The organism is Pseudomonas sp. S3_A09 (genome assembly GCF_054668065.1).
Map to the genome: position 1 here is coordinate 4905290 of NZ_CP162752.1, position 23902 is coordinate 4929191.

The 23902-nt window shown below is 62.5% G+C and carries 22 protein-coding genes; 14 read left to right on the top strand and 8 right to left on the bottom strand.

All coding sequences use genetic code 11. The features are described from left to right. The first annotated feature begins 22 nt into the window (after positions 1–22). The 3 genes from AB4N92_RS23080 to araH are packed head-to-tail and all read left to right on the top strand — an operon-like array spanning position 23 to position 3504. A complete protein-coding gene (locus AB4N92_RS23080) occupies positions 23–1027 on the top strand; it encodes a substrate-binding domain-containing protein (protein WP_010211214.1) in 1005 nt (334 codons plus the stop codon). Next, the gene (araG, locus tag AB4N92_RS23085; protein WP_044286982.1) at positions 1024–2526 is read left to right on the top strand and encodes an L-arabinose ABC transporter ATP-binding protein AraG; all 1503 of its coding nucleotides are present in this window, start codon (positions 1024–1026) and stop codon (positions 2524–2526) included. Before AB4N92_RS23080 ends, araG begins: the two co-directional genes overlap by 4 nt. 9 nt (positions 2527–2535) lie before the next feature. Then, a complete protein-coding gene (gene araH, locus AB4N92_RS23090; protein ID WP_010211211.1) occupies positions 2536–3504 on the top strand; it encodes an L-arabinose ABC transporter permease AraH in 969 nt (322 codons plus the stop codon). 53 nt (positions 3505–3557) lie between these two features. Here araH and AB4N92_RS23095 read toward each other — a convergent pair whose 3' ends face one another. Next, positions 3558–4706 (bottom strand): aldose epimerase family protein, encoded by a 1149-nt coding sequence (locus AB4N92_RS23095; RefSeq protein ID WP_010211209.1) that lies wholly within the window; start codon positions 4704–4706, stop codon positions 3558–3560. Between the two features lie 137 nt (positions 4707–4843). On the opposite strand from AB4N92_RS23095, the gene AB4N92_RS23100 reads away from it, so the two are divergent. Then, positions 4844–5611: an SDR family NAD(P)-dependent oxidoreductase gene (locus AB4N92_RS23100; protein WP_010211208.1), complete on the top strand. Its 768-nt coding sequence runs from the start codon at positions 4844–4846 to the stop codon at positions 5609–5611. Between the two features lie 143 nt (positions 5612–5754). On the opposite strand, the gene AB4N92_RS23105 is transcribed toward AB4N92_RS23100, so the two are convergent. Beyond that, entirely contained in the window at positions 5755–6351 is a 597-nt protein-coding gene (locus tag AB4N92_RS23105; protein ID WP_021493337.1) for a glutathione S-transferase, read from the bottom strand. A 140-nt stretch (positions 6352–6491) separates the two neighbouring features. Next, positions 6492–7490 (bottom strand): AraC family transcriptional regulator, encoded by a 999-nt coding sequence (locus AB4N92_RS23110; protein WP_010211206.1) that lies wholly within the window; start codon positions 7488–7490, stop codon positions 6492–6494. A 65-nt stretch (positions 7491–7555) separates the two neighbouring features. Here AB4N92_RS23110 and AB4N92_RS23115 point away from each other — a divergent pair, with 65 nt between their 5' ends. Together AB4N92_RS23115 and yghU are read left to right on the top strand one after the other, a co-directional pair. Then, a complete protein-coding gene (locus AB4N92_RS23115; RefSeq protein WP_029529179.1) occupies positions 7556–8779 on the top strand; it encodes an MFS transporter in 1224 nt (407 codons plus the stop codon). Between the two features lie 91 nt (positions 8780–8870). Next, complete coding sequence (yghU, locus tag AB4N92_RS23120; RefSeq protein ID WP_021493334.1) at positions 8871–9704, top strand: glutathione-dependent disulfide-bond oxidoreductase; 834 nt, start codon at positions 8871–8873, stop codon at positions 9702–9704. 114 nt (positions 9705–9818) lie between these two features. On the opposite strand, the gene AB4N92_RS23125 is transcribed toward yghU, so the two are convergent. Genes AB4N92_RS23125 through AB4N92_RS23135 form a run of 3 tightly spaced genes read right to left on the bottom strand, consistent with a single transcriptional unit; the run spans position 9819 to position 12545 of the window. Then, entirely contained in the window at positions 9819–10745 is a 927-nt protein-coding gene (locus AB4N92_RS23125) for a sugar ABC transporter substrate-binding protein (RefSeq protein ID WP_010211202.1), read from the bottom strand. 19 nt (positions 10746–10764) lie between these two features. Next, complete coding sequence (locus tag AB4N92_RS23130) at positions 10765–11544, bottom strand: TIM barrel protein (protein WP_047542720.1); 780 nt, start codon at positions 11542–11544, stop codon at positions 10765–10767. Next, entirely contained in the window at positions 11541–12545 is a 1005-nt protein-coding gene (locus tag AB4N92_RS23135) for a Gfo/Idh/MocA family oxidoreductase (protein ID WP_460128340.1), read from the bottom strand. The genes AB4N92_RS23130 and AB4N92_RS23135 overlap by 4 nt, the downstream gene beginning before the upstream one ends. A 186-nt stretch (positions 12546–12731) precedes the next feature. On the opposite strand from AB4N92_RS23135, the gene AB4N92_RS23140 reads away from it, so the two are divergent. Next, positions 12732–14696, top strand: a complete 1965-nt coding sequence (locus AB4N92_RS23140) for a sigma-54 interaction domain-containing protein (protein ID WP_010211199.1) — start codon at positions 12732–12734, stop codon at positions 14694–14696. 10 nt (positions 14697–14706) lie between these two features. On the opposite strand, the gene AB4N92_RS23145 is transcribed toward AB4N92_RS23140, so the two are convergent. Next, a complete protein-coding gene (locus AB4N92_RS23145; protein ID WP_010211198.1) occupies positions 14707–15756 on the bottom strand; it encodes a LacI family DNA-binding transcriptional regulator in 1050 nt (349 codons plus the stop codon). Between the two features lie 162 nt (positions 15757–15918). On the opposite strand from AB4N92_RS23145, the gene AB4N92_RS23150 reads away from it, so the two are divergent. The 5 genes from AB4N92_RS23150 to AB4N92_RS23170 all read left to right on the top strand — a co-directional run bounded on the left by AB4N92_RS23150 (position 15919) and on the right by AB4N92_RS23170 (position 20456). After that, entirely contained in the window at positions 15919–17013 is a 1095-nt protein-coding gene (locus tag AB4N92_RS23150) for a fatty acid desaturase family protein (protein WP_010211197.1), read from the top strand. 93 nt (positions 17014–17106) lie between these two features. Beyond that, positions 17107–17427 (top strand): MocE family 2Fe-2S type ferredoxin, encoded by a 321-nt coding sequence (locus tag AB4N92_RS23155; protein WP_010211196.1) that lies wholly within the window; start codon positions 17107–17109, stop codon positions 17425–17427. 2 nt (positions 17428–17429) lie between these two features. After that, positions 17430–18629 (top strand): NAD(P)/FAD-dependent oxidoreductase, encoded by a 1200-nt coding sequence (locus AB4N92_RS23160; protein WP_176332107.1) that lies wholly within the window; start codon positions 17430–17432, stop codon positions 18627–18629. A 1-nt stretch (position 18630) separates the two neighbouring features. Beyond that, the gene (locus AB4N92_RS23165) at positions 18631–19449 is read left to right on the top strand and encodes a sugar phosphate isomerase/epimerase family protein (RefSeq protein ID WP_021493329.1); all 819 of its coding nucleotides are present in this window, start codon (positions 18631–18633) and stop codon (positions 19447–19449) included. A gap of 50 nt (positions 19450–19499) precedes the next feature. Continuing rightward, a complete protein-coding gene (locus tag AB4N92_RS23170; RefSeq protein WP_029529177.1) occupies positions 19500–20456 on the top strand; it encodes a Dyp-type peroxidase in 957 nt (318 codons plus the stop codon). 74 nt (positions 20457–20530) lie between these two features. On the opposite strand, the gene AB4N92_RS23175 is transcribed toward AB4N92_RS23170, so the two are convergent. Next, entirely contained in the window at positions 20531–21400 is an 870-nt protein-coding gene (locus AB4N92_RS23175; protein WP_236266784.1) for an undecaprenyl-diphosphate phosphatase, read from the bottom strand. Positions 21401–21580: 180 nt separating this feature from the next. Between AB4N92_RS23175 and AB4N92_RS23180 the strand changes: the two genes are divergently transcribed. Both AB4N92_RS23180 and AB4N92_RS23185 read left to right on the top strand, forming a co-directional pair. Further along, positions 21581–22087 (top strand): GNAT family N-acetyltransferase, encoded by a 507-nt coding sequence (locus AB4N92_RS23180; protein WP_010211191.1) that lies wholly within the window; start codon positions 21581–21583, stop codon positions 22085–22087. 256 nt (positions 22088–22343) lie between these two features. Beyond that, positions 22344–23900 carry an ABC transporter substrate-binding protein gene (locus tag AB4N92_RS23185; RefSeq protein WP_010211190.1) on the top strand — a complete coding sequence of 519 codons (1557 nt, stop codon included), beginning with the start codon at positions 22344–22346 and terminating at the stop codon, positions 23898–23900. Positions 23901–23902: the final 2 nt, after the last annotated feature.

A 23902-nucleotide genomic window follows, 5' to 3' on the forward strand; every position in this document is an offset into this window, starting at 1 on the left:
ACAACAACAAGGAGTCACCCGTATGAATCGTCGTCGTGGTTTGCGTTCCCTGTGCTGCGCCGCTGTGGCGGTCTCGGCCATGAGTTTGAGCGGGCTGCTGCTGGCCGCTGAGGAAGTGAAAATCGGTTTCCTGGTCAAACAGGCCGAGGAGCCGTGGTTCCAGACCGAATGGGCCTTTGCCGAGAAAGCCGGCAAGGAACATGGCTTCACCGTGATCAAGATCGCCGTGCCCGACGGCGAGAAAACCCTCTCGGCCATCGACAGCCTGGCTGCCAACGGCGCCAAGGGTTTTGTGATCTGCCCGCCGGACGTTTCCCTCGGCCCGGCCATCGTCGCCAAGGCCAAGGCCAACGGCTTGAAAGTCATCGCGGTGGACGACCGATTCGTGGATGCCAAGGGCAACTTCATGGAGGACGTGCCGTATCTGGGCATGGCGGCCTTCGAAGTCGGCCAGAAGCAGGGCGCCGCCATGGCCGCCGAAGCGAAAAAACGCGGCTGGGACTGGAAGGACACCTATGCGGTGATCAACACCTTCAACGAGCTCGACACGGGTAAAAAACGCACCGATGGTTCGGTCAAATCCCTGGAGGAAGCGGGTATTCCCAAGGATCACATCCTGTTTACTGCCGCCAAAACCCTGGATGTCCCAGGCAGCATGGACGCCACCAATTCGGCCCTGGTGAAACTGCCCAGTGGCGCGAAAAACCTGATCATCGGCGGCATGAACGACAACACCGTGCTGGGCGGCGTGCGCGCCACCGAAAGCGCCGGCTTCAAGGCGGCCAACGTGATCGGCATCGGCATCAATGGCACCGACGCCATTGGCGAACTGAAAAAGCCAAGCAGTGGTTTCTTCGGCTCGATGCTGCCTAGCCCCCATATCGAGGGCTATAACACGGCGCTGATGATGTACGAGTGGGTCACCAAAGGCACCGAGCCTGCCAAATACACCGCCATGGATGAGGTGACCTTGATCACCCGTGAGAACTTCCAGGCCGAACTGACCAAGATCGGGCTGTGGCAATGACCGCTGCTGCCTTGCGATTTGACGGCATTGGCAAAACCTTCCCCGGGGTCAAGGCGCTGGATGGCATCAGCTTCAGCGCCCACCCTGGGCAGGTGCACGCGCTGATGGGCGAGAACGGCGCGGGCAAGTCGACGCTGCTGAAGATCCTCGGCGGCGCCTACATTCCCAACAGCGGCACGCTGCAGATCGGCGAGCAGGTCATGGCCTTCAAAAGCGCCGCCGACAGCATTGCCAGCGGTGTGGCGGTGATCCATCAGGAACTGCATCTGGTGCCGGAAATGAGCGTGGCCGAGAACCTGTTCCTCGGGCATTTACCGTCGCGTTTCGGTGTGGTCAACCGGGGGCTCCTGCGCAAGCAGGCCCTCGCTTGCCTCAAGGGCCTGGCGGATGAAATCGATCCGGCCGAGAAACTCGGGCGTCTGTCCCTGGGCCAGCGCCAACTGGTGGAAATCGCCAAGGCGCTGTCCCGAGGCGCCCATGTAATCGCCTTCGACGAGCCCACCAGCAGCCTCTCCGCGCGCGAAATCGACCGCTTGATGGCGATCATCGCGCGTCTGCGCGATGAGGGCAAAGTGGTGCTCTACGTGTCGCACCGCATGGAAGAAGTATTCCGCATCTGCAACGCGGTCACGGTGTTCAAGGACGGTCGCTACGTGCGCACGTTCGAGGACATGAGCGCGCTGACCCATGACCAGTTGGTGACGTGCATGGTCGGTCGCGATATCCAGGACATCTACGACTACCGTCCGCGTGAGCACGGCGAAGTGGCGCTCAAGGTCGACGGCCTGCTGGGCCCCGGTCTGCGTGAGCCGGTCAGTTTCAACGTGCGCAAGGGCGAGATTCTTGGCCTGTTCGGGCTGGTAGGCGCAGGGCGGACGGAGTTGTTCCGCCTGCTCAGCGGCCTGGAACGTGCCAGCGCCGGGCAACTGGAGCTCTGCGGCGAGCCCTTGCACTTGCAGTCACCACGGGACGCCATCGCCGCCGGCGTGCTGCTGTGCCCGGAAGACCGTAAGAAGGAGGGCATCATTCCGCTGTCCAGTGTCGCCGAGAACATCAATATCAGCGCACGCGGTGCCCATTCCACGTTCGGCTGGTTGCTGCGTGAAGGCTGGGAGAAGGGCAACGCCGATCAGCAGATCAACGCCATGAAGGTCAAGACACCCAACGCGGCGCAAAAAATCATGTACCTCTCCGGCGGCAACCAGCAGAAGGCCATTCTCGGCCGCTGGCTGTCGATGCCGATGAAGGTGCTGCTGCTGGACGAACCCACCCGCGGCATCGATATCGGCGCCAAGGCCGAGATCTACCAGATCATCCATAACCTGGCTGCCCAAGGCATTGCGGTGATCGTGGTGTCCAGCGACTTGATGGAGGTGATGGGCATCGCCGATCGCATCCTGGTGCTGTGCGAAGGCGCGCTGCGCGGCGAACAAACCCGTGAGCACGCGACTGAATCCAACCTGCTGCAACTGGCCTTGCCGCGCAGCGTGGCGAACTGAGAGACGACTATGACCACTCAACACAACGTGCTGCCCACCGCGCGCAAGCCGCTTGACCTGCGCGCCTTGCTGGACAACTGGGCGATGCTGCTGGCCGCCGTGAGCATCTTTTTGCTGTGCGCCTTGCTGATCGACAACTTCCTCTCACCCCTGAATATGCGCGGCCTGGGTCTGGCGATTTCCACCGTGGGCATCGCCGCCTGCACCATGCTGTTTTGCCTGGCGTCGGGGCACTTTGACCTGTCCGTAGGCTCGGTGATCGCCTGCGCCGGCGTGGTGGCGGCGATTGTGATGCGCGACACCGACAGCGTCATGCTCGGCATTGGCGCTGCGCTGCTGATGGGCCTGATGGTAGGGCTGATCAACGGCATCGTCATCGCCAAGCTGCGGGTCAATGCGCTGATCACCACCTTGGCGACCATGCAGATCGTGCGTGGCCTGGCCTACATTTTTGCCAACGGCAAGGCGGTGGGGGTGTCCCAGGATCAATTCTTTGTCTTCGGCAATGGCCAACTGATGGGCGTGCCGGTGCCGATCCTGATCACTATCCTGTGCTTTCTGTTCTTCGGCTGGCTGCTCAACTACACCACTTACGGGCGCAACACCATGGCCATCGGCGGCAATCCGGAAGCCGCGTTGCTGGCGGGCGTGAATGTGGACCGCACCAAGATCCTGATCTTTGCCGTGCATGGGGTGATCGGGGCGTTGGCCGGAGTGATATTGGCGTCGCGCATGACTTCCGGCCAGCCGATGATTGGCCAGGGTTTCGAGCTGACGGTGATTTCGGCGTGCGTATTGGGCGGGGTGTCGCTGAGCGGCGGGGTTGGGATGATCCGCCACGTGATCGCCGGTGTGTTGATTTTGGCGATCATTGAGAATGCGATGAACCTGAAGAACATCGACACCTTTTATCAGTATGTGATCCGCGGCTCGATCCTGCTCCTGGCCGTCGTCATCGACCGCATGAAGCAACGCTGAGTCATGCCCTGTGAAGACTAGATGTGGGAGCGGGCAAGCCCGCTCCCTAAGGTTTAATCGGCGGAGAATTTGAAGACGGTGTTCTGGGTGTAAGTCTGCCCTGGGTTCAGGCGGGTCGAGGCAAACTTGGGTTGGTTGGGCGCATCTGGAAAATGCTGGGTCTCCAGCGTGAACCCGCTCCAGTGCAGGTAGGTCTTCCCAGCCTTGCCCTTCACCGACCCATCCAGGAAGTTGCTGGTGTAGAACTGCACCCCAGGCTCCGTGGTAAACAGCTGCAAACGCCGTCCGGACTCAGGATCATGCACCTCGGCCGCAAGCTGTTTCACATCACCTTTGGTATCCAGCGCCCAGTTGAAGTCGAACCCACCCTGTTTCGGCTCGGCGAATTTGAGCTGCGGGTGATCGTCCTTGATGTGCTGGCCGATCGGCGTGGGCTTGAGGAAGTCCATCGGCGTGCCTTTGACAGGTGCCAGTTCGCCGGTAGGGATCAAGGTGGCATTCACCGGCGTGTAATGACTGGCATGCAAGGTAGCGACTTGCTTGAGGATGTCGCCATTGCCCGCACCGGCGAGGTTGAAGTAGCTGTGGTTGGTGAGGTTGAGCACCGTGGGTTTGTCGGTGGTGGCGGTGTAATCGATGTGCAGTTCGTTGTTGTCGTTGAGGCGGTAGGTGACCTCGGTCTTCAGGTTGCCGGGGAAGCCCATTTCACCGTCCTTGGACAGGTAGGTGAGGGTCACGCCCACGGAGTCCTTGGCCTTGACGGGCGTGGCTTTCCATACGTGCTTGTCGAAGCCCTGGGCGCCGCCATGCAGCGAGTTGGGGCCATCGTTGAGCGGAACCTGGTAACGCTTGCCGTCGAGCTCGAAGGCACCGCCCGCGAGGCGATTGCCGAAGCGCCCGATGGTCGCGCCGAAAAACGCCGTACCGCTTTGATAGCCCTGCACGTCGTCGAAGCCCAGCACCACGTCCTCGACCTTGCCGTGCTTGTCCGGCACCTTCAGCGACTGCAACACGCCGCCGTAGGTAATCACCGTGGCTTGCATGCCATGGCTGTTGCGCAACACGTACTGTTCGACGGCGGTGCCGTCGTTGGTTTTACCGAAAGGTTTGTGCTCGCTGGTAAGGCCTGCAGCCTGGGCGCCGCCACTGGCGACCAGCATGGACAGGGCGAGGCCGGAGAGCAGGTAACGAGGGTGCTTCATGGTCGAACTTCCTTTTGTTGTTTTGGGTGGAATAGTTCTACTAATGTGCGATATTTTGTCGGTTGGACAGCGAATTTATAGCCTTTAACGCCGTTTTTGCAAAATAAAATAAGACTAATTAAGCGAGGCACCTCTATATGAACACTCAGCATGCGGTTTACCCCGACCTTGAAGGCAAGACTGTCCTGATCTCCGGTGGCGCCTCGGGTATTGGCGAATTCATGGTGCGCGCCTTCGCCGCCCAGGGTGCCAAGGTCGGCTTTGTCGACCGCGCCCAAAGTCAGGGCGAGCGCCTGGCGGCGCTATTGAGTTCGCGCGGGCACACCGTTGAGTTCGTGAATTGCGACATCACCGATGAGATCGCCTACAAGGCTGCCATTGGGCGCTTCGAACACTCCCTGGGACCGATCTCCGTGCTGGTGAACAACGCCGCCAATGACGCGCGCCACACCTTGGAGGAAGTCGACTCGGAGATGTTCGACCGGCTCATCGCCGTCAACCTCAAGCACGCTTTCTTCGCCGCCAAGGCCGTGGTGCCAATGATGAAAAGCGCGGGCGGCGGGGCGATCATCAACCTCGGCTCCGTCGGCTGGATGATGGCCTCCGCTGGCTACCCGGTGTACGCCGCCAGCAAAGCCGCCGCCCACGGCATGACCCGTGCGCTGGCTCGTGAACTGGGACCGAGCCGCATCCGCGTGAATACGCTGGTGCCGGGTTGGGTGATGACGGAAAAACAACTGGCGATGTGGGTCGACGATGCCGCCAAGGAACTGATCAGCCGCAGTCAATGTTTGCCGGGCAGCGTGCTGCCGGAACACATCGCCAACATGGCGTTGTTCCTTGCCTCTGATGCATCGGCGATGTGTTCGGCGCAGAACTTTATCGTGGATGGTGGGTGGGTCTGAGTCGGCCCCGTTCGACTCACGGTGGCAGAGAGCTTATGGGGGAGCGGGCTTGCCCGCGAAGGCAGAGCGTCAGTCGGCACATGTACCAACTGGACACACCGTTTTCGCGGGCAAGCCCGCTCCCACACACCGCTCTGCATCGTTTATTCGATAGGGTAACGCTTGAACGCCGGGTGCTGCTCCAGCCGCTCGGCATGGCGCTTGAGGTTGGGAAACGCATCTGCCTTCACAACCGACGCCACGGTGAACTGGCTGAACGACCAGGCCACCGCCGCCGTAATCGAGGCCTGGGTCAGCGCCTCGCTCTCAGGCAGGTGCTTTTCCAGCAGCGAGTAGGCCGCGAGCAATTGCCCGCTGACGCGATCCAGCCAGGGCGCATGTTGCTTCTCGGCTGGACGCAGGTTGTGTTCGTAGACGATTTGCACGCTTTTCTCACAGGCCGCCAGGGCCAGCCCGAGTGTTTGCAGGTCCTGGGCGCGTGCGTTGGGTTGCTGCGCGAGCAGCTTTTTATCCAGCGGGGCCAGGGCTTCCAGGTAGTCCAGGATCAGGCTGGAGTCCATCAACACCGTGCCATCGTCCAGCACCAGGGTAGGCGCCTTCACCACCGGGTTGATCTGGGCGAACTCGTTGAAGGTGCGGAATACGGACAGCGGTTCATGCACAAAATCCATCCCGTACACGTCCAGGGAAATCGCCACGCGGCGTACGTAAGGCGAGTCCAGCATGCCGATCAGTTTCATGAAGCCTCCATTGCTAACAAGGTGATGGCTCAAGAGAGTAAGGGCTGAGGATCGGCGTGCGCAATGGCCCCCCATCATTGCTGATAGGCGACCGCCAGTTGTCTTCACAGGATGGGTCATGATGTCTGCGCGGCGGTCGTTCATGCCGGGCTCCGCAGGTTCTGGCGGCTGGCGCCAGGTGGCTGGCCGGTAATGCGCTTGAACGCGCGGCTGAATGCCGCCTGGGAGGTATAACCCAGGCGCAGCGCGACTTCTTCGATAGGCAACCGCTCCAGGGTTAGCCATTGGCTGGCCAGGCGCATGCGCAACTCCGTCACGTAGCGCAGTGGCGGGATCCCCAGGGTGGCCTGGAAGCGCTCGGCAAACACCGACCGGGAGGTATGACAATGCGCAGCCAATTCCGCCACGCTCCAATCGCGTCCAGGTTGCTGGTGCAAAGCGAGCAGGGCACCGGCCAATCGCGTGTCGCGCAACGCCGCCACCAGTCCCGATGCGTTACCGCAGGCACATTCCACCCAGCCTCGCACGATCATGGCGGCGACCACGTCGGCCAGGCGCGCGAGGATGCCGGAGTAGCCGATGCGCGCAGCGGATACTTCACGTTCCATCACCGCCAGGATCGGCATCAGGCCGGGATAACGCTGGCCCTGGGCATCGATCAGCATCAAGGCCGGCATCAGGCTGCCGAGTCCCTGGATACTGCCAAGTTCGAACGCCATGCAGGCGCTGAACAGCAACGTACTGGGCGGCGTGTCGGGCGAGGCATCCACGGCGCACACGGTATCGCCCAGGGAGGTCGCGTCAAAGCCGTTGATGTCCTGCACCGGCCGATCCGCCGTGGATGACAGCGCATGGGCGCCGCCATGGGAGATGAACACGGCATTACCCGCCGACAACTCGAACAGGCTGCCGTCGTCGGTACGCAAGGTCGCCGTCCCGGCGGCAAGGAAGTGAAAGTAGGCATGTCCGGGTTTGGCCTCAAAGCCCATGCCGAAGCTCGGCCCGGCCTGGATACGCCGGTATTGCACCCCACTCAGGCGCATGCCGCGCAGCAGCTCGTCGATGAGGCCGGAGGACAGGTTGAACGGGGCCGCTGGGGTCATGGTCGGGGTTTCAGTCAAAAACTCAAGGGTTTGCATCATAGATCATCCGGATTGACCTACCTAGACTGGCCGTCGCGCTAATTTCCCGAGGATGTCGTGTGATGAATGATTGTGTAGCTCAAGCCTCTGTCCGTTCGCAGGCAGAGCCCGCCACCCCAGCCTGGATGGCGGTGTTTTCCCTGGCCATGGGGGTGTTCGGGTTGTTGACGGCGGAATACCTGCCAGCCAGCCTGTTGACGCCAATGGCGGTGGACCTTGGGGTGTCCGAGGCGCTGGCCGGCCAGGCCGTGACGGTGACGGCAGTGGTGGCGTTGTTCGCCGGGCTGCTGGTACCCGGCCTCACGCGTGGTATCGACCGGCGCGTGGTGCTGCTGGGGTTCTCCCTGCTGATGATTGCCTCGAACCTGTTGGTGGCGTTCTCTTCCAGCCTGGCGGTGCTTTTGTTGATGCGCATTTTGCTGGGTGTCGCCCTGGGCGGTTTCTGGAGCATGGCGGCGGCGGTGGCGATGCGCCTGGTGCCGGCCGCGCTGCTGCCCCGTGCGCTGTCGATCATCTTCAGTGGCATTGCGGTAGGCACGGTGGTTGCCGTGCCACTGGGCAGCTACCTCGGTGGTATGTACGGCTGGCGCAGTGCGTTTGTGGCCGCAGCGGCCGTCGGTGGGGTGACGCTGGCATTCCAGCTGTTCACGCTGCCACGCCTGGCCCCGACGGGCACCGCACGCCTGCGCACGGTGCTGGACGTGCTGTTGCGCCCGGGCATCGCCATCGGCATGTTTGGCTGTGTGCTGGTACACACCGGGCACTTCGCGCTGTTCACCTACATCCGGCCTTTTCTGGAAAGCACCACGGGGGTGGGCACCGAAGGGTTGGCCTTGATGCTGCTGGGGTTCGGTGCAGCCAACTTTGTTGGCACGCTGCTGGCCGGTTGGATGCTGGTACGTTATCCACTCGGCACGTTGGTGCTGATGCCGGTATTGGTGGGCCTCGCGGCACTTGCCCTGGTGTTGCTGCCAGCCTCGCTGCCAGGCCAGGCATTGCTGCTGGCGTTGTGGGGCATGGCCTTTGGCGGGGTGCCGGTGGCGTGGTCGAACTGGGTGGCCCGCGCCGTGCCGGATCAAGCGGAAAGTGCCGGTGGCATGGTGGTGGCGTCCGTGCAATCGGCCATTGCGGCGGGTGCGGCCGGTGGGGGCGTGATGTTCAGTCTCAGCGGCATCGGCGGGGTGTTTCTCGGTGCCGGTGTGTTGATGGTGCTGGCCGCCTTGTTGATTGCGCTGCGGGTAAGCGTGCCGCGCAGTGGAGCCCTGGGCGTGCCGTTGCATCTTTGAAGCGGTCTTGGGATCAGTGTGTGACGCGCCATCAACCTTTGGTTTAGTCTGGAGCGCTTCGCTGATCGCTAACGCCTCTGGAGCAGTAAGCATGACCGATTACGTACCCCCAAAAGTGTGGACCTGGGACACCGAGAATGGCGGCACCTTCGCCAGCATCAACCGACCGATTGCCGGCGCGACCCATGACAAGGAACTGCCGGTAGGCAAGCACCCACTGCAGCTGTATTCCCTGGCCACGCCTAACGGTCAGAAGGTCACGATCCTGCTGGAGGAGCTGCTTGCGCTGGGTCACAGCGGTGCGGAATACGATGCCTGGCTGATCAAGATCGGCGACGGCGACCAGTTCGGCAGCGGCTTTGTCGGAGTCAACCCCAACTCGAAGATCCCGGCGCTGCTGGACCGCAGCGGCGCCACGCCGATCCGTTTATTTGAGTCGGGCGCGATCCTGCAGTACCTGGCCGAGAAATTCGGTGCGTTCTTCCCCACCGAACCTGCGGCCCGTGCCGAATGCTTGTCGTGGCTGTTCTGGCAGATGGGCAGCGCGCCGTACCTGGGCGGTGGTTTCGGGCATTTTTATGCCTATGCGCCGAGCAAGATGGAGTACGCGATCAACCGCTTTGCCATGGAAACCAAGCGTCAGCTCGACGTACTCGACCAGCGCCTGGCAGTGAGCGAATACATCGCGGGCGATGAATACACCATCGCCGATATCGCGATCTGGCCGTGGTATGGCGGGTTGGTCAAAGGTCGCTTGTATGGCGCGGCGGAGTTTTTGGCGGTGCATGAGTACAAGCATGTGCTGCGCTGGGCGGATGCGATTGAAGCGCGACCGGCGGTGCAGCGGGGGCGGCGGGTGAATCGGGTGTCCGGGGAGCCTGCCGAGCAGTTGGCCGAGCGCCATTCTGCAAGCGACCTGGATTAAAACCGTAGGAGCGGGCTTGCTCGCGAATGCGGTGTGTCAGTCAACCGATTCATTGGCTGATCCATCACATTCGCGAGCAAGCCCGCTCACGCAGTTGGATTTGTGTACTCCGAGCTATTTGTAGCGCTGCTCGAACACTGCCACCTGTTCAGGCTTGATCAGTTCGAACGGCACCCACACCTCCGGCTCAATCGCCTCACCCTTGATCATCCGCACCGCCGCCTGCACTGCCTGGGTCGCCTGGGCCTTCGGGTCCTGGAACACCGACGCCGTCAGCAAGCCCCGCTTGATCGCCGCCAGCCCGTCGGGCAAGCCATCGATACCCACAATCGCCACATCGCCCTTGGCTTTACCCGCTTGCTGCAACGCCATGGCGGCACCTATCGCCATTTCATCGTTATTGGCCACGATGGCATCGAACTGCGTACCCGCCAGCAGCCAGTTACTGGTCAGGTCCATGCCTTTGCTGCGTTGCCAGTCGGCGCTTTGCTGCTCGACCACCTTGATACCGGGAAAGTCCTTGAGCACCTGTTTGGCGCCCTCGGTGCGGTCATGGGTGGCGTTTTGTGCAAGGTCGCCCATGATGATCGCCACATTGCCCTTGCCAGCGAGTTTTTCCGCCAGGTAGCGCATTTGCAGTTGCCCGGCCTCGATGTCGTTGGAGGCCACGGTAACCACGCCTTTGGGCAGGGTGCGCTCGTCCGGGTGACGGTTGACGTACACCAGTGGCGTCTTGGCTGCCACGGCGGCGCGGGTCATGTTGGCGGTGGCGGCGGTGTCCACCGGCAGTACGATCACCGCGTCGACCTTCTGGTTGAGGAAACCTTCAACCTGATTGAGCTGACGCACCACATCGCCCTGGGCGTCTTCGAATTGGATCTGCACGTCCTGCTGCCTGGCAGCGGCTTCCAGGCCGGTGCGCACGTAGGTCATGAAGTTATCGTCGACCCGAGCAATGCTCACGCCGATGCGATAGGCGGCGAAGCTCCATTGGCTGAACAACAGCAACAGCGTGGCAGCAAACAATGAATAGCGATTCATAAAGGTGATCCTTTTATTGTTATAGGGTGAATGCCTGGCGGAAACGCTCCAGGGCCAACTCGCTGTCGCCGCTGGCCCAGCCCTCCAGGGCGACCACGCCGCTGTAGCCCATGGCGTGCAGGGCCCTGGCAATGGCAGGGTAGTGAATTTCACCGGTGCCGGGCTCCTGGCGTCCCGGCACGTCGGCCACCTGGATTTCACCGATGGCGCTGCCGGCGCGCTGGATCAGCTCGATCAGGTTTCCTTCGCCGATCTGCGCGTGGTACAGGTCCAGGTTCATCTTCAAGTGGGGGCTGCCCACGGCCTCGATCAGCGCCAGGGTATCGTCGGCGCGGGCGAAGGGCGTACCGGGGTGGTCGACGTCGGTGTTGAGGTTTTCCAGCAGGAACACACGGCCGGCGTCTTCCCCCAGGCGGGCGATTTTTTCCAGGGTTTTGCAGGCGCTCAGCCACATGCGACCGGTGGTCTGGCTCACGGGTTGAACGGGCAGGCCGCCGTCACCCAGGCCGGTGCCGTGCAGGTTGAGGCTGGGGCAGTTCAAGTGTTCGGCGACGCTCAAAGACTCACGGGCGCTGTCGAGCAATTGGCGGATGCCGTCGGGGTCGGTGAGGGTGCCGCTGATATAGCCCGTCATGGAGGTGAAATCGACGCCGGTGGCGGCCAGGGCGGCGATGTCCTTATTGGTCCAGTTCCAGATTTCCGCGCTGAACCCTAGCGCGTGAATACGTTTTACGCGCTCGATGAAGGGCAGGTCGAGAAACACCATCTCGGCACTGATCGCCAGTTTGAATGGGCTCATATGGCCACCGCCTTGCCGGTTTCGAACGACTCGATGCAGGCACGGGCAATCGCCAGGGCCGCCCGCGCATCCTCTCCGCTTGCCATCGGCTTGGCGCCGCTGCGCAGGCAGTCGACAAAGTGGTTGAGCTCGGCGATGTAAGCGTCGCGCAACAGGTCGGTGTCCAGGCGCTGGGTGTCGGCCTGAATGCCTTGGGCCAGGTAGCGCAAAAGGTCGGAATCGTTGAGGCTGCCCATGCTCAGCATGCCGGCGCTGCCGAACACTTCGCCGCGTACGTCGTAGCCATACACGGCCTGGAAATTGGCCTCGGCGGTGGCGATGGCGCCGTTGTCGAAGCGGATCGCAACCACGGCGGTGTCGAGGAAGCCTTTGCTTTTGTATTCCGGGGCAATCAGTGCGTCCGCCATCACGTAGACCTGCACAGCCTCGGCGCCGGGGTTGAGGTAGCGCAGGGTATCGAAGTCGTGGATCAGGGTTTCGAGAAAGATCACCCATTGCGGCGAATTGGCCGGGTTGTTCAGCGCCGGGTCGCGGGTCAGCGAGCGCAGCAACTGCGGAGTCCCGATGCGGCCGGCGGCGACGTCGAGGTGCGCGGTGCGAAAGCTCTTGGCGAAACGCCGGTTGAAGCCGACCTGCAGCGGCACCCGCGCATCGGCGGCGGCAGCGATGGCGCGATCGGCTTCATCGAGGGTGATGGCCATGGGCTTTTCGCAAAAGATGCCCTTGCCGGCGCGGGCGGAGCTGATCACCAGCTCGGCGTGGCTGCGGGCAGGGGCGGCGATGAGTACGCCGTCGATATCCGGGTCGTCGAGTAACTGCTGCGGGTCGGTATAGACCTTGCTCACGCCTAATTCAGCGGCAAGGCGAGCGGCCTGGCCAGGCGTCGGGTCGGCAATTGCCGCCAGGCTGGCACCGGGGATATGCCGAGCTGCGGTCAAGCCGTGGAAACTGCCCATGCGACCGGCACCGATCAAACCCAGGCGGATGTTCTGTGTACTCATGAAATAACCCCTTGTTGTTATTGGCCCCAGGACGGTCCTGATGGGCAAATGCACATGAGCAAGGGATATGCCAATTCATAACTCATTGATAAAAAAGGGTTAATGTTTATGTGAAAACAAAAAGTGTTCATTCTGATGACATGTCTATACTGGCATGTCAAAAACGTGAACATGGAAACGGCCCTCATGAGCATGGCGTTCAGCGTGCAAGACCTTGATTACCTGACGGCCCTGGGGCCTGCCGCGTTGAATGATGGCCCGGTTCCCGCGCTTGAGCAGGCATGGCACGACTGCCTGGCCGGCCAGGTCGAGCGCCCGGCGCACGTGCGCCAAGTGATCTGGGCGTCGTGGCGGCGCAGTGTCGAGGCGGGTATTGACCCGGCAGACAACGCGTACCGCTTCGTCGCCGCGGACACCCTGGCCGCCACCCAGGCCGACCACCGCGTGCTGATCGCCGCCGCCGCGCAAGTCATGCACGGTTTGCTGGCCTACAACCCGCGCGGTCATATCAACCTCACCGACGCCGATGGCACCACCCTGTATTTCTGCGGGCTGGACATCACCCCCGTGGGCAGTCGCCTGCTGGAATCGGTGCAAGGCACCAACTGCACCGGCCTGGCGCTGGCCGAGGATCACCTGGTGTACGTGCTGGCCGAGGAGAATTTCGGCATCGGCCTGCGCCAGCGCCGCATGCACTGCGCCGCCGCACCGATCAAGAATACCCAAGGCCAGACCGTGGCCATGCTGACCCTCACCGCTGAACCCGGCTGGTTTCACTTCCATACCCTCGGCACGGTGCAGGCCGCAGCCGAAGCCGTATCGCGGCAGATGGCGCTGCATGGTTTGTTGGAAGAACAGCAAACCGTCCTCGAAGTGCTCAACGAAGGCCTGGTGGTGCTGGATGAGCGAGGGTGTATCAAGGCGCTCAACCGCTATGCGCGGCAACTGTTCGGGGTGGGGCTGGAGCTGATCGGTCGGCCGTTCCAGCAACTGGGCCGTAGCGAATTAAGCGACTCGATGGGTGAGGCCGTTCGCGACCGCGACTGCACCTTCCACCTGCACAACCGCAGTCAACTCGCCTGCCTGGTCTCGGTGTGCCCGCTGGAGCAGGGCGGGGTGATCGTGTCACTGCGAGAGAACCGCCGCATCCGCGAAATCACCCGGCGCATTATCGGCACCCAGGCCAGCTACACCTTCGACACCATTCAGGGCAGCTCGCGGGCGATCCAGGACGCGCTGCACCTGGGGCGCATCGCCAGCCGCAGTGATTCTACCACCCTGATCCTTGGCGAAAGCGGCACCGGCAAGGAGCTGTTCGCCCAGGCCATCCACAATGGCAGCGACCGCTGCAACGGCCCGTTCGTGGCGGTCAACTGCGGCGCGATTCCACGAGACCTGGTGCAAAGCGAGCTGTTTGGCCACGTCGAAGGTGCGTTCACCGGCTCGGCCCGTGGCGGCTCGGCGGGCAAGTTCGAACTGGCGGATGGCGGCACCATCTTTCTCGATGAGATTGGCGACATGTCCTTCGATGCCCAGGTCAGCCTGCTGCGGGTGTTGCAGGAAGGTGAAATCACTCGGGTGGGCGCGAAAAATTCGCGGCAAGTGGACGTGCGCATCATCGCCGCCACCCACCGCAACCTCAGCCAGGCGGTTGCGCAGGGCGCGTTTCGCGAAGACCTCTACTACCGCCTGAACGTGCTGAACCTGACCGTGCCGCCGCTGCGCATGCGCCGCGAAGACATTCCACTGCTGGCGCGGCACTTCCTGGCCCGCTGCGCACGCTCGCTGCGTAAATCGGTGCAGGGCTTTTCGCCGGAGGCGATGGCATTGCTGTCGGCCTATGGCTGGCCGGGCAATGTGCGCGAGTTGGAAAACAGCATCGAACGGGCGACCAACCTGGCGATGGGGGCGCTGATCGAACCGGTGGATCTGCCGCTGGAAAACCGCCAACGCGCCCCGCTGCGCGCCTACGAACCGCAAGCCGCCCAGGACCTCAGCAGCCACGAAAGGCACGCCATCGTCGCCGCACTCACAAACACTGGCGGCAACATCCGCCTGGCTGCGCGACAACTGAACGTGTCGCGGGGTGGGCTGTACAACAAGATGAGTCGGTTTGGGCTGAATGCCGCAGATTTCCGCAGCCCCTTGTAGGCGCTGTGTGTCAGTGACCCATGTTTTCCGACGTCACGATCTGCGGCGGGATATACACCCGCTGCTGTACCGGATCGAACGCCTCAGTGCTCTGCAACTGCACCATCAACTGCACCAGCGCTATTGCTGTCTGCCCCGGCTGCGAATCCATCACCACATCAATCAACCCCTGGCGCAGTGCGTGGCGTGACAGCTCGGTCGACTCCTGCAAGATGCAACACAACGCCGGCCGCTTGGGCAACTGTGCCAGGGCGCTGATGATGCCGTCACCGCCGCCGCCCACCACGCATAACCCGCGCAGGTCGCTGTGGCGGCTGAGCAGGTCGAGGGTGGCTTCTTCGGTGATATCGCAGTTGTCGAGGTTGATCAGCGGCTCCAACGGCTTGAGCCCCGGCGCGTGCTCGGCCAGGTAGCTGTGCAGGCCTTCGACCCGCGCCTGGTGGCCGAGAAAACGATGGCCGCCGAGCAGAATCCCCACGCTGCCTTTGCGCGCGCCACAGGTGCGCGCGAGCAGCCAGCCCATGGTGCGGCCGACCACATGGTTGTCCTGGCCTACATAGGGTTCTTCGGCCTGTTCGTGAATGTCCGATAGCAGGGCAACCACCGGCACGCCGGCTTCGCGAATCTGCTTCAGGCAGGCGTTGATCAGCGGGTGGGCAAAGCTGACCACCGCGAGGCCATCGCACTGCACGGCCAGCTGTTCGATTTGCGCAACGATGGCGGCGGGCGTGCGATCAACGATGTAGTCGAACTGGCACGTCAGGTTGGCGCCCGCATGCTGCTCGGCGGCGGCGCTGATCGCGTGCGCCAGGCTGGCATAGAACGCCTGGGCGGTAGCCAGTAACAGGATGCCGAAGCGATAGGTTGGCCGGCGTTCGCGGATACGCTGGCCGATCAACCGCGCCGCGAAATACCCCACGGCTTCGGCCGCCTGGAACACCTGCTCGGCGGTTTCAGGATTGACCGGCGCGCGTGCATTCAACACGCGGTCAACGGTGGCCACACTGAGCCCGGCATGGGCGGCAACGGTGGCGATGGTTGGGCGTTTTTTGTTGTTCATGACAGGCCCCTTGAGCGTCTTGATAGAAAACTATCAAGCCCCGCTGGGCCTGGATGATAGCTTGATAGGGAATGGATTCAAGGCCTTGAGGGTGAATTACCCGTTCTCTATGGTGGGTTTCACACAGCACCAGAAACCACCCGCTTGTGGAGAACAATAACAATGCCTGAACACACCGCTCCTATCTCGCGTCGCGACTACAGCCTCACCGGCCCCGAAGCCGCCCGCGCCTTTGATAAAGGCCTGGTCTCGGCCAGTTGGTACCAATCCCCCATCTCACGTAAGCGCATGAAAGAACTGATGCAGCGCCGCGACGGCCCGGCCCTGCTCGACACCGCTATTTGGGTGAGCGCGCTGTTTGCCACCGGTTTTGGTGGCTACTGGTTCTGGGGCACCTGGGCCTGTGTGCCGTTCTTCCTCGCCTACGGCGTGCTGTACGGCACCGCGTCCAACCCGCGCTGGCATGAAACCGGTCACGGCACCGCGTTCAAGACCCGCTGGATGAACGACGTGCTGTATCAGGTCGCCAGCTTCATGTGCATCTTCGAACCCCATGTGTGGCGCTGGAGCCATGCCCGCCATCACACCGACACCATCGTGGTTGGCCGCGACCCGGAGATCGTCGAACCGCGCCCGCCGAGCTTCTTGATGATGTTCTTGAGCCTGTTCAACCTGCCCCTGGCCTGGAAGACGTTCAGTGGCGTGGCGCGCCATGCCATTGGCAAGATGAGTGCCCAGGAGGCGGACTTCATTCCCGAATCCGAATGGCCCAAAGTGTTTCGTGCGGCGCGCATCTGGGTCGGTATTTATGCCGTGGTGATCGGCACCGCGTTGTACCTGCACAGCTGGCTGCCGCTGATGCTGGTTGGCCTGCCCAGCCTCTACGGCGCCTGGCTAGGTTACCTGTTCGGCCTCACCCAGCATGTCGGCTTGGCCGAAGACGTGCTGGACCACCGCAGCAACTGCCGCACCATCTACATGAACCGCGTGCTGCGTTTTATCTACATGGACATGAACTACCACCTCGAACACCACATGTACCCGATGGTGCCGTACCACGCGCTCGCGCAATTGCACGAAGAAATCCGCAGCGACTGCCCGCCGCCTTACGCCAACCTGTTCGAGGCGTACAAGGAAATCTTGCCGACGATCTGGAAGCAGCGCAGCGACCCGACCTACTTCATCCAGCGCCCACTGGCACACAACCCCCGTGGCGAGGGAGCTTGCTCGCGCTGGGCTGCGCAGCAGCCCCAATAAACCCAGCGCTTATTTTCAGACAAACCTGAACGCTCGATCGTGGGGCCGCTTCGCAGCCCAGCGCGAGCTCGCTCACTACAAGGTAAAAACACCATGAACGATCAATGGATCGACGTCTGCGCCGTGGGCGAAATAGACGCGGAAGACGTGCTGCGCTTCGACCACGGCCCGCATACCTACGCGGTGTACCGTTCGGCCGAGAATGAGTTTTTCGCCACCGCCGGCCTGTGCACCCACGAGAACATCCACCTGGCCGACGGCCTAGTGATGGACCACGTGATCGAGTGCCCCAAGCACAACGGGCGCTTTGACTACCGCTCGGGCAAGGCCCTCGGCGCGCCGGTGTGCGTCAACCTCAAGACCTATCCGGTGCGGGTCGAAGCGGGGCGGGTGTTGCTCGCCGTCACGGTGTGATGATGAACGCCCCTCTGATCATCGTCGGCGCCGGCCATGCCGGTGGCCGTGCGGCACTGACCTTGCGTGAAGAAGGCTACACCGGGCGCCTGATTCTGATAGGCGATGAACCGCACTTGCCCTACGAGCGGCCGCCGTTGTCCAAAGGCCTGTTGCAGGGCACAGCGGACCTGGCCGGATACAGCTTGTGCGACCGCGCACGCCTGGCCGAACTGGGCATCGAGCACATTGCGGGTAACCCAGTGACGCATCTGCAGCCGCAGCAGCATCGCCTGCAACTCGCCGACGGCCAGTGGCTGCCGTATGCCGGTCTGCTGCTGGCCACTGGTGGCCGGGCGCGACGCTTGCCCCAGGAGCAGGCCCATGTGCTTTACCTGCGCACCCATGACGAGGCGCTGGCCCTGCGCAGTGCGTTGAAGGCTGGTACGCGGCTGGTGGTGGTCGGTGGTGGCTTTATCGGCCTGGAAGTGGCAGCGACGGCACGTGGCCTGGGCTGCGAGGTGACGCTGCTCGAAGCCGGCCCGCGCCTGGCGGGGCGGGTGTTGCCGCCGGTCATCAGCGAGGCGCTGCTGACGCTGCATCGTCAGCACGGGGTCGACGTTCGCTTGAATATGGCCTTGGAATCCATCCAGGCCGACGCCGTGTGGCTGGTGGACGGGCAACGCTTGCCCTGCGACCTGGTGGTGGTTGGCATCGGCATGCAACCCAATATCGAATTGGCCGCAGCGGCGGGGTTGGAAGTAGGGCAGGGCATTCGCGTCGATAGCCACCTGCGCACCAGCGCGCCGGGCATTTATGCCGCCGGTGACGTGTGCGAGTTTCGCTTGGGTGGCGAATACCAGCGCCAGGAAACCTGGCGCAACGCCGAGGCCCAGGGGCGGCATGCGGCGCTGAACCTGCTGGGTCGCGAGCTGCCGTTCGAGGCACTCCCCGGTTTCTGGTCCGACCAGTACGACTGGGGCGTGCAGACCGTGGGTGTGATTACACCCTTGATGGTCAGCCGCCCATTGGCGAGCGGTGGCATGCTGCTGTTCTACGTGGATGCCGATCAGCGCTTGCAAGGTGCCTGCGGCTGGGCACCGGGCAACAGCGTGGCCAAGGACATAAAGCTCTGCGAACGCCTGATCAGCGCACACCTGTCGCTAGCCCCCGCCAGCCTGGCCGACCCCGAGCTGTCCCTCAAACACCTGCTGCGAGGCTGATATGCGCCAATTCCTGGTGTTCCAATCCCTGTGGGCCATGCAAACTGAACCCGGTTCGCTCGATGCCCAACTCGACCGCATCAAGGCCGCCGGTTTCGACGGCATTACCGACCATTACTTCAAGCCCGCTGAGGTCGCGCGCCTGCACGCCGCCGCCACGGCCAGGGGCCTGCAGATCGAAGGCCAGTTGTTTCCGCAAACGGTGGACGACCTGGCGGCCGCGCTGGATGTGATCAGCGGCTACGGCTGCCACCACCTCACCCTGCAAGCCGACGTACGCCCGCGTACCCAATCCGAGGCGGCCCGATTGGTCGAAGGCTGGCAGCGCCTGGCCGAGCAGGTGGACTATCCGGTGCTGCTGGAAACCCACCGTTATCGGCTCACCAATGACCTGCTGTTCACCCTCGACTTGCTGGCACAGATGCCCGACTTGAAACTGCTGGCCGACCTGTCCCACTACGTGGTCGGGCGTGAACTGCCCGAGCCTGGCGCCGCTGAGGACGACGAGCAGATTCGCCAAATTCTGCGCCACAGCTGGGGTTTCCACGGCCGCGTCGCCAGCAGCGAACAGGTGCAGGTCTCCCTGGACTTTCCCCAGCATCAAGCCTGGGTACGGCGTTTTACCGAGTGGTGGCGCTACGGGATCGAAGACTGGCTGACCCGGCCCGACACACCGCAGAGCCTGGCCTTTACTTGCGAACTGGGCCCGCCGCCCTATGCGATTACCGGCGCGGACGGTCGCGAAATCAGTGCGCGCTGGGCAGAAGCGCTGAAGATGCAGGCGTTGATTCGTGAAGTGTGGGAAAGCTGTCGGAAATGATCTGCTAATCTGCGCGGGTTCAATCTCGCCCTTTAGCCTGGACTTTCACCATGACGCCATCCTCCGTTCAGCCGCCCCTTGAGCCGCAATCTGTCTGCCATCCCATCACCAGTAGCGCGATTTTCATGGTTGCCACCGTCGCCCCCGGCGGTGAAGACCAGGTGCGTGGCTGGTGCGCGGACCTCGCCGGGCTGGTGCGCTCGGTGGGCAAGCGGGTGCCAGCGGGCAACCTGACCTGCGTCTGCGGGTTTGGCTCGGACGCGTGGGACCGACTGTTCGGTGCACCGCGCCCGGCGGCGCTGCACCCATTTCGCGAGTTCGGTGTGGAAGGGCGCAAAGCCGTGTCGACACCGGGGGATATCCTGCTGCATATCCGCGCCGAACAGATGGACCTGTGCTTCGAACTGGCCACCCACGTGATGGCGGCCCTGGGCGACAGCGTGAAGGTGGTGGATGAGGTCCAGGGTTTCCGCTATTTCGATATGCGCAGCATCATCGGCTTTGTCGACGGCACCGAGAACCCGGTGGGGCGCAAGGCCGTGGGGTTCACCATCGTCGGTGATGAAGACAACGAATTCCGAGGCGGCAGCTACGTACTGGTGCAGAAGTACCTGCATAACATGACCGCCTGGAACAGCCTGACAGTGGAGGCCCAAGAGAAGGTGATCGGGCGTACCAAGCTGTCGGATATCGAATTGGACGAAGAGACCAAGCCCAGCAATTCCCACAGCGCGCTGACGGTCATCACCGACAAGAACGGCGAGGAAGTGAAGATCCTGCGGGACAACATGCCTTTCGGCCGGCCGGGCGCAGGCGAGTTCGGCACCTACTTCATCGGCTATGCGCGCTCGCCGGAGCCTCTGGAATTGATGCTGGAAAACATGTTCGTCGGCCGTCCGGTCGGTAACTATGACCGCCTGCTGGACTTCAGCACGGCGGTCACCGGCGGCCTGTTTTTCGTGCCTTCGGCCGACCTTCTGGAGGAACTGGCCGAGCGCAAACTGTAGGCGCGAGCTTGCTCGCGAAGGTCGTCAACGATAACGCGGCGCCGCCCTTGTGTGCTTCGCGGGCAAGCTCGCTCCTACAGCAAGCCGGTGCTGACTGCCACGATCAGGAAGATCCCCAGCAACGCGCGATAGATTACGAACGGCCAGGTGGAGAACCGCTCCAGGAACTTCATCAGGCCCCAGATCGCAAAGAACGCCGAGATGCTCGCGACCACCAGGCCGAACAGCAAATGGGGCCAGGTATGGGCGGGCATATCGGCATGCAACAGCACCCACAGCTCCTTCAGGCCGGCGAGGGCGATGGCCGGTAGGCCGAGCAGGAACGAGAACCGCGCGGCCTCTTCACGCTTGAAGTTGAGGAACAGCGCGGCGGTGAGGGTGGAGCCGGAACGTGAGACGCCCGGAATCAGCGCACCAATCTGTGCGATGCCCACGATCAACGCATCCCGCAGGCGCATCTCACTAACCTCTCGGGTATGGCGTGCGCGCACTTCGGCCACCGCCAGCAGCACGGCCATGACCACGCAGGAAATGCCGATCACCATCAGCCCGCGCAACGGCGAGTTGCACGCATTCAGGGTCGAAGACAGCACCAGGCCGGCAATGCCGATAGGGATGGTCGCCAGCACAATCGCCACCGCCAGCTTGAACCAGCGGTCGTTGTAGTCACCTCGGCGTACCGCGCCGATGCTGCCGGTGGTCACTTGGCGCACATCGCGCCAGAAATAACTGACCACCGCCGCCAGCGCCGCCAATTGCATGGCCGCGGAAAACGCCGAGCCGGGGTCCTGCCAGCCGAGCAGGGCGGGTACTACGCGCATATGGGCGGTGGACGACACCGGCAGCAGCTCGGTAATGCCCTGGATCACGCCCAGGATGAAGATCTGCAGGTAATCCAGGGAGGCAAAACCTACATCCAGGCCGGCGGAACAGACGTTGCTCACAATACGTGTCCTTGAAAGAGGGGAGGCAATTTCGCGGAGTTTATTCGAAATGTTTCAGGGGGTTGGGGCAGGCAACACCTATTTGCAATCGGTTCAGCAAGTAGAAAGGTTGGTCGCTCTATTGGCCTGCCCCCAGGTTTTGTGAACAATGGCGCCCTGTGTTTTTTCACCGAGAGTCTCATGCCCGAAGTCACCGTCGAATTGATCCAGACCGGCCCGGAGCACGCCGAGCTGATCCGCAATCTTTACCAGTACTACGCCTATGAATCTTCTGACTGGGAACAGGAGGATGTCGAGGCCGATGGCCGTTTCTATATCCATGACGAACACCTGAGCCGTTACTGGCAGGACCCGCAATGGAGCGCCAACCTGCTGCTGGTGGATGGCTATATCGCTGGTTTCCTGTTGATCGAAGGCAGCGAGCTGCCGGGCATCGACGCCCTGGAGCTGGCCGACGTGTTCGTCCTCAAGCGCTATCGCCGCAAAGGCATCGGCCGCGCCATCGCCAGCCAGGTGCTGTGCAGCGGCGAAGCCGATTGGCTGGTGCGCTTCTATGATCAGGACGAAGTGTCCCAGGCGTTCTGGCGCACGGTGCTGGATAACCTGCCGCGTCCGGTGCAGACGATTGAGCTGGAGGATGACCCGCAGTTGGTGAGTTACCTGATTACGCGGGCGGCGTTGCACTGATTGACGCGCGCCGGCTCATCCCTGAAAGAGGCTTCGGCCTCTTTTTTTTGCCTGTGATTTAGCTATCAATGTTTTTATATGCTTAAAAAAACATTTACAAGGATGATGCTTGCTGTGAATATGTTCAGGCGAATTTAAAAAAACAAAAACATCCGCGGTACTGATTTCGATCAGGCCATAACAACAACGACCTAACACAGGCTTGAAGCCGGCTCCTGCCCCTGGCCGGTCTTTTCAGCGAAGGAGAACATCTCCCGTGAATCGCTTACTCAATGGAACGCTGTGCGTCACCCTTGCATTGGGCGCCGGCCTTGCGCAGGCCGAGACCGCCTTGCGTGTCGGCCTGAACGCCGATATCCGTAGCACCGAACCCGGCGTCAACCGTGACGAAAATACCGACACGGTGATGCTGCACATCGTCGAGGGCCTGGTGGCCCACCGTGAAGACGCCTCCGTCGGCCCGTTGCTGGCCCGCGAGGTCAAACGCTCTGACGACGGCATGACCTACACCTTCACATTGCGCGACAGGGTGCACTTCCAGAACGGTGCGACGCTGACCGCCCAGGACGTCAAGTGGACGTGGGAGCGCTACCTCAACCCCAAGACCCAATGGCGCTGCCTGGCAGAGTTCGATGGCCGCGGTGGGGCGAAAATCACCGGCATCGACACCCCGGACCCCCTCACGGTTGTCTTCCATCTCGACCAGCCCAGCGGCCTGTTCCTGGCCTCGATGGCGCGCCCCGATTGTGGTGGCAGCGGCATCCTGCACCCCGACTCGCTGGCGGCGGACGGCAGCTGGAAAGCGCCGATTGGCACCGGCCCGTTCAGCCTCGGCGAATGGAAGCCCGGACAGTACGTAGTGCTGTCGCGCTTCAAGGACTACAGCCCGCGCGATGACGCCGGGCCGGACGGCTTTACCGGCAAGAAGACCGCCCTGGTCGACGCCGTGCGCTTCATGGTGATTCCCGATCCTTCGTCGGCCAAGGCCGCCTTGATGTCCAACAACATCGACCTGTTGCCCAACGTCAGCGCCAGCGACGCCCAAGAGCTGAAATCCACGCCGGGTGTGCAGATCTCGTTCAGCCCGATCATGGCCATCTGCGGCCTGCTGTTCCAGACCAACGACCCGCTGCTCAAGGATGTGCGCATCCGTCAGGCCATCGCCCATTCCCTCGACTACGGGCAGATGGTCACTGCGCTCTCCAACGGCACCTCCGAGCCGAACAACTCGGCGATCCCGCAAACCAGTCCGTTCTACAGCGCCACCGCCAAGCAGGGTTATCGCTATGACCCGCAGGAAGCCCAGCGCCTGTTGAAAGAGGCCGGCTACCACGGCCAGCCGATCAAGATGATCGTCAACAAACGCTATTCGCAAATGTTCGACATGGGCCTGCTGAGCCAGGCGATGGCCGTGGCCAGCGGCTTGAACATCCAGATGGAAACCCTGGAATGGGGCACCCAACTGGAACGCTACCAGAGTGGCAACTACCAGATGATGGCGTTCTCTTACTCCTCGCGCCTGGACCCGGCCACCAGCTTCGACTCGCTGATGGGCGACAAGACCAAGGAACCGCGCAAGGTCTGGGACAACCCACAGGCCCAGGCGGTGCTGCGTGACGCGGTGCGCGAGAGTGACACGGCCAAGCGCCAGGCGCTGTTCGACCAGTTGCACACCATGATGATCCACGACACGCCGATGGTGATCATCTACAACGGCACGGTCGCCGCAGCGCTGCGTGACAGCGTCAAGGGCTTCCATTCGTGGCCGGTGTCGTCGCCACGGCTGTGGGGCGTCAGCCTCGCGGCGCAATAACG

Bases quoted from the DNA above. Each gene is read 5' to 3' on its own strand.
- AB4N92_RS23080 (WP_010211214.1), top strand. From the start codon at position 23: ATGAATCGTCGTCGTGGTTTGCGTTCCCTGTGCTGCGCCGCTGTGGCG.
- araG (WP_044286982.1), top strand. From the start codon at position 1,024: ATGACCGCTGCTGCCTTGCGATTTGACGGCATTGGCAAAACCTTCCCC.
- araH (WP_010211211.1), top strand. From the start codon at position 2,536: ATGACCACTCAACACAACGTGCTGCCCACCGCGCGCAAGCCGCTTGAC.
- AB4N92_RS23095 (WP_010211209.1), bottom strand. From the start codon at position 4,706: ATGAAGCACCCTCGTTACCTGCTCTCCGGCCTCGCCCTGTCCATGCTG.
- AB4N92_RS23100 (WP_010211208.1), top strand. From the start codon at position 4,844: ATGAACACTCAGCATGCGGTTTACCCCGACCTTGAAGGCAAGACTGTC.
- AB4N92_RS23105 (WP_021493337.1), bottom strand. From the start codon at position 6,351: ATGAAACTGATCGGCATGCTGGACTCGCCTTACGTACGCCGCGTGGCG.
- AB4N92_RS23110 (WP_010211206.1), bottom strand. From the start codon at position 7,490: ATGCAAACCCTTGAGTTTTTGACTGAAACCCCGACCATGACCCCAGCG.
- AB4N92_RS23115 (WP_029529179.1), top strand. From the start codon at position 7,556: ATGAATGATTGTGTAGCTCAAGCCTCTGTCCGTTCGCAGGCAGAGCCC.
- yghU (WP_021493334.1), top strand. From the start codon at position 8,871: ATGACCGATTACGTACCCCCAAAAGTGTGGACCTGGGACACCGAGAAT.
- AB4N92_RS23125 (WP_010211202.1), bottom strand. From the start codon at position 10,745: ATGAATCGCTATTCATTGTTTGCTGCCACGCTGTTGCTGTTGTTCAGC.
- AB4N92_RS23130 (WP_047542720.1), bottom strand. From the start codon at position 11,544: ATGAGCCCATTCAAACTGGCGATCAGTGCCGAGATGGTGTTTCTCGAC.
- AB4N92_RS23135 (WP_460128340.1), bottom strand. From the start codon at position 12,545: ATGAGTACACAGAACATCCGCCTGGGTTTGATCGGTGCCGGTCGCATG.
- AB4N92_RS23140 (WP_010211199.1), top strand. From the start codon at position 12,732: ATGAGCATGGCGTTCAGCGTGCAAGACCTTGATTACCTGACGGCCCTG.
- AB4N92_RS23145 (WP_010211198.1), bottom strand. From the start codon at position 15,756: ATGAACAACAAAAAACGCCCAACCATCGCCACCGTTGCCGCCCATGCC.
- AB4N92_RS23150 (WP_010211197.1), top strand. From the start codon at position 15,919: ATGCCTGAACACACCGCTCCTATCTCGCGTCGCGACTACAGCCTCACC.
- AB4N92_RS23155 (WP_010211196.1), top strand. From the start codon at position 17,107: ATGAACGATCAATGGATCGACGTCTGCGCCGTGGGCGAAATAGACGCG.
- AB4N92_RS23160 (WP_176332107.1), top strand. From the start codon at position 17,430: ATGAACGCCCCTCTGATCATCGTCGGCGCCGGCCATGCCGGTGGCCGT.
- AB4N92_RS23165 (WP_021493329.1), top strand. From the start codon at position 18,631: ATGCGCCAATTCCTGGTGTTCCAATCCCTGTGGGCCATGCAAACTGAA.
- AB4N92_RS23170 (WP_029529177.1), top strand. From the start codon at position 19,500: ATGACGCCATCCTCCGTTCAGCCGCCCCTTGAGCCGCAATCTGTCTGC.
- AB4N92_RS23180 (WP_010211191.1), top strand. From the start codon at position 21,581: ATGCCCGAAGTCACCGTCGAATTGATCCAGACCGGCCCGGAGCACGCC.